At 68.6% G+C, this 13967-nt stretch carries 13 protein-coding genes and 1 pseudogene; 8 read left to right on the forward strand and 6 right to left on the reverse strand.

Translation table 11 applies throughout. The annotated features are described in order from the left end of the window. Positions 1 to 295 (reverse strand): GntR family transcriptional regulator (locus tag HNW77_RS15810; protein ID WP_172158944.1); only part of this gene is annotated, 295 nt, incomplete at its 3' end. A 93-nt stretch (positions 296 to 388) separates the two neighbouring features. Here HNW77_RS15810 and HNW77_RS15815 point away from each other — a divergent pair. Continuing rightward, positions 389 to 1129, forward strand: coding sequence for a pyridoxamine 5'-phosphate oxidase family protein (locus HNW77_RS15815; protein WP_241694524.1), 741 nt, complete (start codon positions 389 to 391; stop codon positions 1127 to 1129). A gap of 58 nt (positions 1130 to 1187) precedes the next feature. On the opposite strand, the gene HNW77_RS15820 is transcribed toward HNW77_RS15815, so the two are convergent. The 5 genes from HNW77_RS15820 to HNW77_RS15840 all read right to left on the reverse strand — a co-directional run bounded on the left by HNW77_RS15820 (position 1188) and on the right by HNW77_RS15840 (position 4688). Next, positions 1188 to 1934: a lysophospholipid acyltransferase family protein gene (locus HNW77_RS15820; RefSeq protein WP_172158946.1), complete on the reverse strand. Its 747-nt coding sequence runs from the start codon at positions 1932 to 1934 to the stop codon at positions 1188 to 1190. Positions 1935 to 2009: 75 nt separating this feature from the next. Continuing rightward, positions 2010 to 2645: a YdcF family protein gene (locus HNW77_RS15825; RefSeq protein ID WP_172158947.1), complete on the reverse strand. Its 636-nt coding sequence runs from the start codon at positions 2643 to 2645 to the stop codon at positions 2010 to 2012. Next, on the reverse strand, positions 2642 to 3586 hold the full coding sequence (locus HNW77_RS15830; RefSeq protein ID WP_172158949.1) for an FtsX-like permease family protein: 945 nt from the start codon (positions 3584 to 3586) through the stop codon (positions 2642 to 2644). Before HNW77_RS15830 ends, HNW77_RS15825 begins: the two co-directional genes overlap by 4 nt. Then, entirely contained in the window at positions 3586 to 4257 is a 672-nt protein-coding gene (locus tag HNW77_RS15835; protein ID WP_172158950.1) for a cell division ATP-binding protein FtsE, read from the reverse strand. Before HNW77_RS15835 ends, HNW77_RS15830 begins: the two co-directional genes overlap by 1 nt. 23 nt (positions 4258 to 4280) lie before the next feature. Continuing rightward, positions 4281 to 4688 carry a hypothetical protein gene (locus HNW77_RS15840; RefSeq protein ID WP_172158952.1) on the reverse strand — a complete coding sequence of 136 codons (408 nt, stop codon included), beginning with the start codon at positions 4686 to 4688 and terminating at the stop codon, positions 4281 to 4283. Positions 4689 to 4821: 133 nt separating this feature from the next. Between HNW77_RS15840 and HNW77_RS15845 the strand changes: the two genes are divergently transcribed. The 7 genes and pseudogenes from HNW77_RS15845 to HNW77_RS15875 all read left to right on the forward strand — a co-directional run. Continuing rightward, positions 4822 to 5415, forward strand: coding sequence for a chemotaxis protein CheW (locus tag HNW77_RS15845; protein ID WP_172158953.1), 594 nt, complete (start codon positions 4822 to 4824; stop codon positions 5413 to 5415). Then, entirely contained in the window at positions 5412 to 6830 is a 1419-nt protein-coding gene (locus HNW77_RS15850) for a CheR family methyltransferase (protein ID WP_172158955.1), read from the forward strand. The genes HNW77_RS15845 and HNW77_RS15850 overlap by 4 nt, the downstream gene beginning before the upstream one ends. Then, entirely contained in the window at positions 6830 to 7381 is a 552-nt protein-coding gene (locus tag HNW77_RS15855; protein ID WP_172158957.1) for a chemotaxis protein CheW, read from the forward strand. The genes HNW77_RS15850 and HNW77_RS15855 overlap by 1 nt, the downstream gene beginning before the upstream one ends. A 6-nt stretch (positions 7382 to 7387) precedes the next feature. After that, positions 7388 to 9070 carry a methyl-accepting chemotaxis protein gene (locus HNW77_RS15860; protein ID WP_172158958.1) on the forward strand — a complete coding sequence of 561 codons (1683 nt, stop codon included), beginning with the start codon at positions 7388 to 7390 and terminating at the stop codon, positions 9068 to 9070. A gap of 11 nt (positions 9071 to 9081) precedes the next feature. Further along, on the forward strand, positions 9082 to 11187 hold the full coding sequence (locus tag HNW77_RS15865) for a response regulator (protein WP_172158960.1): 2106 nt from the start codon (positions 9082 to 9084) through the stop codon (positions 11185 to 11187). Then, positions 11184 to 12276: pseudogene (gene cheB, locus HNW77_RS15870) on the forward strand (chemotaxis-specific protein-glutamate methyltransferase CheB). The gene HNW77_RS15865 and the pseudogene cheB overlap by 4 nt, the downstream one beginning before the upstream one ends. 9 nt (positions 12277 to 12285) lie before the next feature. Next, on the forward strand, positions 12286 to 13967 hold a 1682-nt coding region (locus HNW77_RS15875), incomplete at its 3' end, for a response regulator (protein WP_172158962.1).

Raw genomic sequence — 13967 nt, forward strand, 5'->3', positions numbered from 1 at the left:
GGGCGGGGGCAAGCATGTCATCAGGCAGGTCCGCCGCTACCGATACGCCCGCCGTGCTGCGTGCCACCAGATACCCTTCTGCCTGAAGCTGATCGAGGGCCGCGAGCACGGTGCCCCGCGCGCAGCCAAGTTCAGCGGCCAGGAGTCGTGAGGAGGGCAGTTTCGTGCCACAGGCCAGCCTGCCTTCCAGTATCGCGCGGCGGATCTGCCCGTGGATCTGGGCGTGCAGCGTCTGGCGGCCGCCTTCTTCCAGCGTGATGCCCAGCAGCACGGCCCGGCGTGCCTGTCGTCCCATGACTGGTCCAGTCTGTTTTTCGCTATCTGGTTCTTTTCCCTGGGCCACTTTACCACAATCGTGGGGGCGCACCACATCACGGGATCATGCATCATGACAAAACAGACGCCACCTGAACCTGACGGAATGCCTGGCAGCTTTCCCGTAACACCGGTCAACCGGGTCCGGCGCCAGCCCGACCGGGGCCATTACGACAGGGAAACGGTCCATGCCATTCTTGATGCCGCCCTGCTGTGCCACATCGCCTATGTCATCGACGGGCGGCCCTACTGCACGCCCACCAGTTTCTGGCGCGAGGGGGAGCATCTTTACTGGCACGGCTCATCGGCCAGCCGGATGATCCGCGCGCAGGCGCAGGGCATCGACCTGTGCCTGACCGTCACCCACCTCGATGCGCTGGTCATGGCGCGCTCGGGCTTTCATCATTCGGTCAATTACCGTGCCGCGATGGTGTTCGGCCAGGCGCGTGTTGTCGAGGACATGGCGGAAAAACAGGCATTGCTGGACCGGCTCATCGACCGTATCTATCCGGGCCGTTCCAGCCTCATCCGCTCGCCAGATGCGCGCGAGATCAGGGCGACATCCGTCATGTGCATGGAAATCGAGACCGCCTCGGCCAAGATCCGCGAAAAACATGTCTCCGATGACGAGGCGGATTATACGGATGTGCCTGCATGGACGGCGCTTTACCCCGTAACACAGGTTCTGGGCGCGCCGTCGCCGTGTCCCCGCCAGCAGGCGGGGCTGGCGCGCCCGGACGCGATGGCCGATTTCGTGCCCGGCGCCCGGCTTGATGCCGTCCTGACCTCAGCCTACCGGCGCACCTTCGGCTAGCTAGCCTGCGTGGGGGCCGGGCGGTTATGGGGCCAAAGGCACCGACAGCCCGGCCCTGTCATGCGCCGCTCCTGGCGGCTGGGGCGGCTGCGCTGGGCACGGGCAGCCCGTTATGCGTGCACAGATCCTGCCACGCGCTGCCAATGGCAGGCAGCAGTTGCGCGCGCTTCAGCCCTGCGGGCAGGGGCCTGCCCACCACGATGTGAATGGTGCCCGGCGTCTTGACCAGCGCGTTTGGCCCCCAGTGCAGCCCCGCATCGGTCGCGACCGGAATGACCGGCAGGCCGGTATGGGCCGAAAGGGCGGCAATGCCCGGTTGCAGCTTTATCGCAGCACCGGGCGGCGTGCGCGTGCCTTCGGGGAAGATGATGATCTGCCGCCCTTCCCTTGCCGCCCCGTCAGCCGCGGCCAGCAGGGCGCGCAGTGCCCTGGCCCCGCCATCGCGGTCCACGCCGATCATGCCGGTCAGGCGCAGCATGGGGCCAACGAGCGGAATGCGCTCCAGTTCGCGCTTCATCACATAAGTGGGCAGGGGCACGATGTTCATCCATGCGAATGTATCGAACATGGACTGGTGCTGGCAGGCCAGCAGGCACGGCCCGGGCGGCAGGTGCTCCAGCCCGCTCACCTGTATGTCGATGCGGCAGATGCGTTCCAGCCCGCGCAGGGTCAGCCCGGTCCACAGCTTGGCGTAGGCCAGCGCGTATTTTTTGCCAAACAGCCGGATGGCAAAGGCCGCGATGCCCATCACCAGGGTCAGCACGACAAAATACAGGTTGAACACGAAGGCGCGCAGTACGGTCATGGGGCTAACAGGTCCATCGGGGTGGTTCGGCGCTATCCTAACACCAGAAAACGCGGCCTGCGACAAGCCGCCCGCTCACCCCATGGGGGCTACGGGCCGCGTGTCGGCATGGTTGAGCAGGCCGTGCAGCGGGCGGGTCAGGCGGGCCATGTCAAGGCAGGCGAGCAGCCATTTGTCATATTCCACCACCATGAGCCGGATCGTGCCGGGGTGCAGCGGGTGGCGCAGCGCAGGCGAGCGGATGGGGTAGCCATACAGGTGCACGCCGGGCACGGTGCGCGCGATCTCGAGCATGGCGCGGCGGATATGGTAGCCCGCAGTGACCACGATCACGCTCTTCATGCCGTATTCATGCACCCATGTGGCGGTTTCATCCGCATTGCCCAGCGTGGAGGCGGCGCGGTGGCCCAGTGTCGTATGCGTCCACACCGCCAGGGGCACGGGAGGGGGCTGGTGGCGCAGAAACTCACCCAGCGTTGCATGCCGGTCCACGCCCGAGATCAGCAGCCGGTCGCCATACCCCTGCGCCAGCAACCGGAGCGACTGCTCGATCCGGCCCTGCCCGCCGGTCAGCGCCACGATGCCATCGGCATGCGGGGGCACGGCAGGCGGGCGGCGGGCATCAACCACGAACCAGCCCAGCCCGGCCCCCCATGCCGCAAGGCCCAGCAGGCACAGGCTCGCCAGCCGCCGCGCGCGCAGGCGTGTCATGGCAGGCGGCGCAGCCAGGCCCGCACGGTCAGTTGCGTGGTGGCCCAGCCGGTCAGCCCGGCAGCGGGTGGCACGACCACCAGCATCCACAGCAGGGCGGAGGGCAGCAGGGCCATCCAGGCATGCAGGTCGCGCCAGTCGGGTGCGGTGGCGGGGGCATCGCCCATGGCGGTAAAGGGGGCGGCAAGGTGCGAGAGGGCCAGCAGCATGGGCAGCGCCAGCATGCTGCCCCACACGCCGCCCCACAGCGCCAGCAGCCCCACGCGGGTGGCGAACCGGCCCGATATGTAGCTGTCGGTCGCCCCCAGCGCATGGATCAGCCCGATGGCCTGCCGCCGGGTCAGCAGCCCCGCCCGCGTCGCGGCCATGACCACGCACACCGCCACGGTCATCACCACCAGCACCGCAAGCCCCGCGCAGGCCTGCAGGCTGGCTGCCAGCGCCGCCAGCCGGTCACTCCACACGCTGTCATGCTCCATCAGCACGCCTGGCGCCTGCGCCTGCAGCCGGGGCAGCACGTTTGCCGCCACGTCCTGCCCCGGTGCGGTATGCAGTTCGATCACGGCGGGCAGCGGCAGGCTGGGGTCGCCGGTCTGCTCGATCCATGGGGCGAGCAGCGCGCGCAGTTCGGCATCACCCAGGCGATGGGTGCCGGTAATGCCGGGGGTGGCGGCGAGGGTGGCAAGCACCGCATCAATGCGGGTGGCGGGCATCTGGCCCATGGCGGCGGTGGCCGTGGCGGGATCGGCGGGGCTGGGCACCTGCACGGTGGTGACCGCGCCCGCCCCATGCGTCCAGCGTTGCGAGAGGCTGTGCGCCGCGATGCCCCCTGCCAGCGCGAGGGCCGCCAGAAACGCCATGCTGCCCACAAGGAACGGCAGGAACCGCCCCGGCAGCGCCTGCCGCAGGGCCAGCCCGTCATGATAGCGCTGGCGGGCCATCAGCCGTGATCCCGCACGAGATGACCGTGGAGGAGCTCGATGGTGGGGGCGGGGTATTTCGCCACGATGGCATCGTTATGGGTGGCGACGACAATGGTGGTGCCCAGTTCCGCCAGGCGGTGGAACATGCGCATCAGGCGGCCGGCCTGGCGCTCGTCAAGGGCATTGGTCGGCTCATCGGCCACCAGCAGGGCTGGGCGGTAGATCACGGCGCGCGCAATGGCCACGCGCTGCTGCTCGCCCCCTGAAAGCTGGGGCGGCAGGGCATCGAGCCGGTTTTCCAGCCCCACCCATTTCATGATGGCGTGTACCTCATGCGCGATCTCGGCCTCGGCGCGGTGCTGCAGGCGCAGCGGCAGGGCCACGTTGTCGAACACGCTCATGTCGGGCAGCAGGCCGAAATCCTGCTTCACCGCCCCGATGCGCCGCCGCAGCCGCGCAAGCCCGGCCCGCCGCGTCTGCCTGACCGGCACGCCCAGGATCTCGACCATGCCCGAACTGGCCTGTACCTCCAGCGACAGGATGGATAGCAGCGACGACTTGCCCGCCCCCGATGGCCCCAGCAGCCAGCGGAATTCGCCCTGCGCCACGTCAAGGCTGACATGCGACAGCGCGGCAACACCGGTCTGGCTGCCGCCATAGGCGTAGCTGACATCATGCAGGCGGAACATGGGGCGCGTCCGTCCGTCTCTGGTTACATGGTGCGCGCGGCGATGGTGGACAGTGTCGCGCACAGCGCGGCCAGCGCCATGAGCATCAGCCCGTCAAACACCAGCGAGGACGGCGTGAGGAAATGCGATCCCACCTCAAGATGATCGGGAATGGAATGGGCCACATGGGCGATCATGTCGCGGGCCTGCGGGTCGCTGCCGGCGGCGCCGTTGACGATGCCGATCACATGCGGCAGCGCGCTCCAGCCAATGCCCAGCACCAGCACCAGCGGCGCCACCAGTTCGGCAACCTGCTGCACGAGGTAGAACGCGAAATAGAATACCGCCCACACGCCAACTTTCGCGATGCGCGACATGTTCAGCCCGCCGGGGGGCGCGCCCTCAGGCGGCAGCGTGCGGTCCTGGGAACGGTTGGAAAAGGAACTGTCCATCAAAACAAGACTCCGGCATGGGGCGGCTTCCCCGGATTGTAGGAAATGCATTCCTGCCCGAGGTAGCGATGGCTTGTATTAAATGCAAACTTCTGCCTTGTGCATATGGCAAACAGCGAAGGTCGCCCGAGCAATGGATCACGCCAGCCCACAGCAGGTCGCGGCATGCGGGCAGGTCCGCCCCGAAGCCCCGCCGGTCATGGTCTTCCGGGTGGGGGAGCGGCAGTACGGCCTCCCGGCAGGGCTGGTGGTGCGCGAGTGCATGCCCGTGCCCGCCCTGCGCGCGCCCATGGTGGCGGTGGCCCATGTTTCGGGCTGGTTCCGCCTCGGGGCGGAGATGGTGGCGGTGCTCGACCTGGGCGTGCTGCTTGGCGTGCGCGCCCATGCCGTGCGCGCGCCGCTCGATCTGCTGTACCGCCCGCTGCTGTTGTGCAACCAGCCCGGTGGCGGCTGTGTTGCGCTGCTGGTCGATGCGGCGCTTGATGTCATCCGCCCGCAAAAGGGCCGCGCCGGCATGGTTGACGCAGGCGCCACGGAAGCCGAGGGTGCGGGGCAGGAACTGGAACTGGGGGATGGCAGCATTGCCTTCATGTTGCGCATGACCGACATCCTGGATGATGATGAACGCATGCGGCTCGACAGCCTGCTCGAGCGCAGCCGTGCGCGCGCGGCCCTGTGGGCGCAGACCGGCCCCGATGCCACCCCCCCGGCGGATGGCGCGCCGTGAGCGGATCGGCCGCCTTTCCGCCAGCGGGGTTCCGCAGGCTGGTCAATGCCGTGACCCGGCGCACCGGCCTGCATTATTACGTGGACAAGGCCGACCTGCTTGAAGAGGTGGTGGGCGCGCGCATGCGGCTGCATGGCTGCCGGACCTGCCATGACTACCTGGCCCTGCTGGCCGACGGCGCGCGTGGGGATGCAGAGTGGCGCGAGCTGGAATCGGTCATCACCATCGGGGAGACCTTCTTCTTCCGCTATGCCGAGCAGTTCGCGGCCCTTGAGCGCACCATCCTGCCCCGGCTGATCCGCCGGGCGCAGGCCACGCGCCACCTGCGCATCTGGAGCGTGGGCTGCGCCAACGGGGCCGAGCCCTATTCCATCGCCATCGTGCTGTCGCGCCTGCTTGAAGAGGCGGGCGAGACACTGGCGGACTGGCGCATCGACATCCTGGGCACCGACATCAGCACCCGCGCCCTCGAGCAGGCGCGCGAGGCCGCGTTCAGTGCGTGGAGCCTGCGTGACATCGCGCCCACGCAGCGCGCGGAATGGTTCACGCCCATCAGCGCACGCCTGTGGCGGCTGCATGAGCGCTACCGGCGCATGGTCAGCTTCCGCTACAGCAACATCCTCGACCTGCTGCGCCCCGATGGCGGCCCTGCCGGTCCGTTCGACCTCATCCTGTGCCGCAACGTGCTGATCTATTTCGCGCAGGCGCAGGCGGTGGGGCTGGTCCATGCCATGGCGGCCCGCCTCGTGCCCGAGGGCTGGCTGCTGCTGGGGCATTCGGAGCCGGTTTCCGATTTCAGGCCGTTTCTCGAGACCGTGCGCCTGCCCGGCACGCTGGCCTTCCGGGCGCCACCCGTGGGGGGCATGCAGGCTGCGCCTGCCGCAACACAGCCGTTGCCCGCGCGCCGCGTGCCGCGTGCCGCGGCCCCCGCGCCTTTGCCTGACAGCACGCCCGTCGCCGCGGCTATCCGCCGCGTGGCCGATGGCGGGCACGTGGCGCGCGCCATGCAGATGTGCCGCGCGCATCTGGCGCAGCATCCGGTTGACGTGCGCATCCATTTCCTGTTCGCCGTGCTGGCCTGGGGGCAGGAAAACCTGCTGCAGGCCGAGGAATCGTTCCGCCGGGTCATCTATCTGTGCCGCGACCACGTCATGGCGCGGTGCTACCTTGCCCGCCTGCTGGAAGATGCGGGGGGCCATGCGCAGGCCGCGCGCATCCGCGCGCAGATGACCGAACTGGCCAGCCGCTGCCCGCCCGACGCCCCCCTGCCTGATGGCGATGGCCTGACCGCGGGCGGCCTGCTGCGGCTGGTGCGCCAGCTTGATGAGCCGCCCGGGGCAGCACCCGGAGCCGCATCCGGGGCTGCATCCGGGGTCGACCCGGCCGTGGCCCGCGCCCAGCAGGTGCCCTCCTGATGGCGCGTTTTTTCGGCCCTCCGCCTGCCGATGCCCCCCTTGCGGGGCGCGAGGCCTTTGCGCGGCGCGTGCTGGCGGACCGCGCGCGCATCATGGCCGCCCGCGCCGACACCGAAGGCCCCTCCGTGCCCGCGCGCCCGCTGGTTCTGCTTGACCTTGCAGGCCAGTGCTGCGGGGTGGACCTGCATGCCGTGCTGCGCGTGACCGACCCGGTGTGGAGCGACATGCCGCGCAGGCCCGACTGCCCGCCCGGCGTGCGGGGCGTGCATGGCTACCAGGGTGATCTGTACACCGTGTTCGACCTGTCGGTGCTGCTTGGCGGCACCGCGCTGGCGCAGCCCGGCGTCATGCTGCTGCTGCGCTCGGTCTCGAGCATTCCGCTCGGGCGCGTCGCCCTGCTGGCCAGTGGGGCGGGCGGCACGGTGGAGATTACCGCAACGCCCAGCCCGCTTACGCCATCAGGCTTTCCGCAGGTCAGGCTGGCCGACGGGCGCAGCCTGACGGTCATCGACCCCGCGCGCCTGTTTTCTTCCCGTTATGTCGGAGTGTGAAGTCCCGTGACTATCGCCAATCGCCTGCTGTTCGGTTTCATGGTCGGTGTCCTGCTCATGGTCTCGCTGGGCATTTATGCGCTGGGGCAGATCCGCGAGGTGCGCGACGAGATGACCATCATCGTCACGCGTGACCTGTCGGTCTATCGTGAACTGACCCATATCCGCGCCAATGAGAACGATCTCGTCGCCCGCAGGCTCGCCATCCTGGCGCATTATTACGCCCATGATTTCGAGACTGCTCCCGCCGTGCTCGAAGATGCCATTGCAAGCTGGGATGAAAAGGCGCGTGAGGCCGACAGCCTGCTTGCGGGCGTGCTCTCGCGCGCGGAGGAAGGCGGGCGGCTTGCGCGCAGCAACGACCAGCGCGAGATGTTCAATACCGTGGCCAGCCAGCTGCGCGACATTTCCAGCCAGTTCCAGATGGATACGCGCGGCGCGGGCCTCCTGTTCCAGGCCATCCGCGCGGGCAATGATTCCAGCGTGCGCGAGCAGGCCTCGCGCATAGACAGCCGCGAGCAGTCGATCGACCTGCTCGTGGGCCGCGCCGCCTCGCTGCTCGACCACGGGGTGCAGGTGGCCGAAACCCAGGGGGCTGCATCATATGACTACAGCCGCCGCTCGCTGGCCATCGGCATGGTGGTGGCCGTGGTGGTGGCGCTGATCGTGACCTTCTGGACGCGGCGCTCGATCATGGAGCCGATCTCGTCGATCATGCATGTGATGGAACGCGTGGGGCAGGGCGACCTTGCCACCCGCGCCAAGGTGGGCGGCATGGGCGAGGAGCGTGACGAGGTTGCCCGCCTTGCCGCCGGGCTGAACCGCATGATCGACGGCCTGCGCGAGATCGCGCGCCAGAGTGGCGAGGTGACGCAGAACCTCGATGCGGCGGTGGCCGAGATCCGCGCCTCCACCCAGCAGCAGGCCGCAAGTGTCGAGGAACAGTTTGCCGCCGTGCAGGAAACGGCGGCCACGGTGGACGAGATCACCCATTCGGGCGCGCAGATCAGCAAGCGCGCGCGTGAGGTGATTTCATCCGCCGAGGTGATCGTGCACAGCTCGGCCAGCGGGCTTGAAGCGGTGGAGGAAACCGCGCGCGCCATGGCCCACACCCATGATGGCGCCGAGGCCGTGGCCTCGAACATCGTGGCCCTGTCCGAGCGCACCGAGGCGATCAGCGAGATCATCGCCTCGGTCAACGACCTGTCGGAGCGCTCGCACCTGCTGGCGCTCAACGCCGCGATCGAGGCGGCGGCGGCAGGCGAGCATGGCCGCTCGTTCGCGGTCGTGGCCGCCGAGATGAAGATCCTCGCCGACCAGTCGCGCGATGCCACCCAGAACGTGCGCGCCATCCTGGGCGACATCCAGCGCGGCATCAACACCTCGGTCATGCTGACCGAGGAGGCGGTCAAGCGCGTCTCGGCGGGCAAGGAACGCACCGATATCGCCTACCGCACCATCGAGCGCATGACCGGCGGCATCGAGGAAGGCGTGCATGCCTTCCAGCAGATCGTGGCCTCGACCAACCAGCAGCAGAACGGCATCGAGCAGGTGATGACCGCGTTGCAGAGCATCCGCCAGGCCAGCCAGCAGACATCGGCGGGCACGCGCAACCTCGAGGTCTCGGCCAGCAACCTTGGCAAGCTGTCCAAGCAGCTGCTCACCATCTCCGCGCGTTACCGGACCTGACGGGCCGGCCCGTGGATAACCTGAGGGACGAACTGCTGGCGGTATTCGATGCGGAATACCGTGACCACCTGCGGGCCATTCGCGCCATCGTGGCGGCAGGCTGCCCGGATGCGCAGGGCCTTGCGGAAATCTTCCGCCGTGTCCATTCGCTCAAAGGGGCCGCGCGCGCGGTTGAGCTGCCGGTGGTCGAGGGGGTGGCCCACGCGCTGGAGAACCGTCTCTCCACCCTGCTTTCGGCCCATGCGCTGCCCGCCCCGGCCGATCTTGCCGCCATTGCCGACACGCTTGACGAGATCGACCTGCTCATGACCGCAACGCCCCCGGATGCGCCCGCCGCACCCGATGAGGCAGCGGCACAGGCGGTTGAAAACCCGGCTTACGTGCAGGTGCCCGTGGCCCGGCTCGATGCGCTGGCGGCTGCGGTGCATGACCTCATGGCCGTGGCCGACCGGCATGAGCGGCTGTGGGCGCAGGTGATGGACCTGCTTGGTGAGGCGCGCGCCGTCATGCACGCGCCCGAGCGCATGCGCGCCGACCCGGTGGCCGAATTCGCGCGCATGACGCGCCGGCTGATGGGGGTGGGGCGCGAACGCGAACTCATGGCGGGCCAGATCGACCGCGCCCTGCTGCGGCTGGGCGAGGAAGTGCATGCCGTCACCCTCGTGCCTGCCGAGAGTGTGTTCGGCTCGCTCGCGGCCATGGCCCGGCGCATCGCGCGCGAGCATGGCGGGCCGGATGCGGGTGTCGTGGTGCACATGACCGGCATGGACGTGCAGACCGAGCGCCGCGTGATGCAGGCATTGCGTGACCCGGTCATCCATCTCGTGCGCAATGCCATCGTGCACGGGCATGAAACCCGCGCCCAGCGGCTGGCGGCGGGCAAGTCCGAAGACCTCAACATCACCATTGCCGTGACCATGACCGGGGTGCGGCTGCAGGTGGCGGTCAGCGATGACGGGCGTGGCCCGGACCTGCGCGCCATCGCCGCGCGTGCGGCAGGGCAGGGGCTGGTCCATGCCGATGCCCCGCTTGATGCGCGGCAGCTGCTCGCGCGCGTGTTCGAGCCGGGTTTTTCCACCCGGGGCAAGGCCGACAGCCTGGCCGGGCGCGGGGTGGGGCTTTCGGTCGTGGCGGAGGCGGCGCGCGCGCTGCATGGCAGCGTGCGCATGGAGCAGCGCCAGCCCGCGGGCACCACCGTCATCCTGACCGTGCCGGTCTCGCAGCGCCAGCGCACCGTGCTGCTGGTTGAAAACGCGGGCCAGTCCCTCGGCCTGCCCGGCCGGGTGATCCGCCACCTGCTGCGCGTGCGGCGCGACGAGATCCGCCTTGTGGGCGGCATGCCGTTCGCCGTGGTGCCCCACCCCCCCGATGGCGCGGGCGTGGCAGACCCGCGGCATGAGGAGGAACTGGTGCCACTCGCCCCGCTGCGCGCCTTCGTGGGTGATGAAAACGCGCCGCTGCCGGTGCGCGATGGCGCGGTGAGCGTGGTGGTGATGGAGGTCGAGGGCGTGCGCTGCGGCTTTGCCGTCGAGCGGATGGTCGATGTGCGCACGCTACTGGTGTCGGATGCCACCGCCGTGGGGCTGGACAGCGAACTCGTGCCCGGCATCGCCTGGCCGCGCGAGGACCAGCCCGTCTTCGTGCTCAGCCCCGACCGGCTGTTCGCGCGCTGGCGCGAGCGTGGCAATGGCGGCGGCGCCCATTTCAGCGATGTGGACAGCGCCGCCCCCGTGGTGCCCGTGCGCCACGCGCCGCTGGTGATGGTGGTCGATGACTCGATCACGACCCGGACATTGCAGAAAACGATCCTCCAGTCCCACGGTTATGACGTGTGCCTCGCGGTGGATGGGGAGGAGGCGCTGGCCATGCTCCAGCAGTCCTCGCGGCATGTGGATGTGGTGGTGACGGATGTTGAAATGCCGCGCATGGATGGTCTGGCCCTGCTCGCGGCCATGCAGGGAGATGCGCATCTGGCCCATATTCCCGTCGTGCTCATGACCTCGCGTGATGATGGCGATGACATCCGCCGTGGCATGGAGGGCGGCGCGCGGGCTTACCTGACCAAGCAGCGCTTCGACCAGGGCGAACTGATCGATACCATAAGGGGGCTTTTGTGAGCGCAACCACCCCCCAGCCGCCCCGCCGCGTGCTGATCGTGGAGGATTCGGCGGTGCTGCGCCACCTACTCATGCGCGTGGTGGCCGATGACCCGCGCCTTGAACTGGCCGAGGCGGTGGAAACGGCGGAGGAAGCGCTGCGCCTCGTGCCGCGCCTGCGGCCGGACGTGATCTCGATGGATATCTGCCTGCCGGGCATGGACGGGCTTGAGGCCACGCGGCAGATCATGGCGCATTTTCCCACCCCCATCGTCATTGTCAGCGACAGGCCGGGGGGGGCAGGCCGCGCATGTCTCGATGAATGCGCTGCGCTCGGGCGCGCTGTCGGTGATCGAGAAGCCGCAGGGCCTCACGGGCAGCGCGGGCACTGCCGTGGCGCAGGGCATTGCCACCCAGCTTTACATCATGAGCCAGGTGCCGGTCATCCGGCGCAGGCTCATGCAGGCCGAGCCTTTCCGCCACAGGGGCATGTGGTCGCGCCCGCTGGCCATCCACCCCCGCATCCTGGCCATGGCCGCCTCCACCGGGGGGCCGACCGCCTTTGCCCGCGTGCTGGGTGACCTGCCGCCCGATTTCACGCTGCCGGTGGTGCTGGTGCAGCATATGGGGCAGAGCTTCATGGAAGGCTTTGCCCAGTGGCTGGACCAGCAGGTGGCACTGCCGGTCCGGCTGGCGCAGCATGGCATGCCACTCGAACGCGGGTTGGTGCTTGTCGCACCAGGCAACCGGCACATGACGGTGGGCACGCGCGGCGAGGTGCTGCTGCATGATGCAGCACCCGTGCAGGGGCAGCGGCCTTCGGCTGACGTGCTGTTTTCCTCCGTGGCAAGGGTTTTTGGCGCCGACGGGCTTGGCGTGCTGCTGACCGGCATGGGCGAGGACGGCGTGGAGGGGCTGGGCCGCATCCGCGCGCGCGGTGGCTACACGGTGGTCGAGGACCGCAGCACCGCCGTCATTCACGGCATGCCCGGCGCTGCCGAGCGCGCGGGGGCGGCGTGCATCAGCCTGCCGGTGCATGAAATCGCCCCGCATATTCTCCGGGCCATGGCGGTCGGCCCGGTTCCCTCCCAAGACCCCCTGGCTGGATAAGACAACCCCATGGTGCTGACCGATCGCGAAGACAGTCCCGATACCCTGCTGCTGGTGGAGGATTCGGACACGCAGGCCCTGCGCATCCGCCGCATGCTGGAAAGCCATGGCTTTCACGTCCATCGCGTGGCCAGCGGGGAGGAAGCGCTCGATACGCTCGATGTCCGCCTGCCGGGGCTGGTGATCGCCGATTATCACCTGCCGGGCATGAATGGCGGCCAGCTTGCCCGCCAGCTGCGCATGAACGCGGTCACGCGCACCATACCGGTGCTGATCCTGACCGAGGGGATCGAGCCGGGGCTGGAGCGCGAGGGGCTGGAAAGCGGGGCGGATGCGTATATCCCCAAATCCTCCGACCCGGCGCTGATCGTCTTCCGCATCCGCGCGCTTTTGCGCGAGCATGCGGCGCATGCCCCCTCGCTCGTGCCGCAGCGCGTGTTCCGCCGTGCGCGCATCATGGTCATCGCGCCCGAGCCCGAACACAGGCGCGCCGTGCCCGAACTGATCGACCAGTTGCGGCGCGACGGGCATATCGTCACCCTGTGGCATGACCCCGCCCAGCTCGTGCCCGCCCTCCTGCACGACCCCGAGCACATGCCCGACTGCGTGGTGATCGATCTGGCCTGCCGGGAGTTCGACGGGCTGGAAGTGTGCCGCAGGCTCGATGAATGGCGGCAGGAGGACCTGCTCTCGGGCAACGTGCCGCCGCGCATCCTTGGCGTGGATGGCGCGCCCCGGCCCGATGCCAGGGAGTTCTCGGCGCGCGTGTTCGAGGCGGGGATCGATGACCTCGTCTCGCGCGATGTGGGGCCTGCGGCGCTGGCGCTGCGCATTCGCGTGCTGGTGCGCCGCAAGCTCCTGCAAGATGACGTGCGCCGCATCGAGGTGGAGCGGCAGGCGCGCGAGATCGCGGTCAAGAGCGCGCGCGCGGAGGCGGCGGCCATAGCATCCAAGGCCTCGCTGGCCGAGGCGCTGGAGCAGGCCAACCGTGAACTGGCCGATGCCAACCGCAAGCTGATCGAGACCCAGGGCAAGCTGGTGCAGACCGCCAAGATGGCATCCCTGGGTGAACTGGTGGCGGGCATCGCGCACGAGATCAACAACCCGCTGGCCTTCATCCTGGCGCACAAGGACACGGTGGCGCGCGGGCTGGACCGGCTGGCCACCATGGAAACCACGACCACCGATCCCGACCACGACCAGCGTGAAGCGATCCTGACCAAGTGCCGCGACCGGGTGGGGTCGATGAACATGGGGCTGCGGCGCATCCAGAACCTTGTGCTCAACCTGCGCAAATTCTCGCGGCTTGATGAAGGGCTGTTCCAGGTCATCGACGTGCCCGAGGCGCTGGAAACGGTCATGGCGCTGCTGACCCAGAAGCTGGGCAGCGGCATTGCGGTCAAAAGACAGTATGAGGCGCCTGACCGGCTGTACTGCCAGGCGGCGCTGCTCAATCAGGTCATCATGAATATTATCAGCAATGCGGCGGATGCAATTCTTGCCGCCCAGCATGATGATATGTCTGGCCAGGGCGGCATAGCGGTGGGCGAGATCGGGATTCATACCTATCTTGCCCGCAATGACAGCGGGCAGGAGCAGTATGTCTTTGTCATTACCGATAGTGGTCCCGGCATAGCGCCTGATGTGCAGGAGCGCATCTTCGAGCCGTTCTTCACCACCAAGCCGGTGGG

Origin of the sequence: Komagataeibacter melomenusus, assembly GCF_013155395.1 — a bacterium.
Taxonomy (GTDB): Bacteria; Pseudomonadota; Alphaproteobacteria; order Acetobacterales; family Acetobacteraceae; genus Komagataeibacter; species Komagataeibacter melomenusus.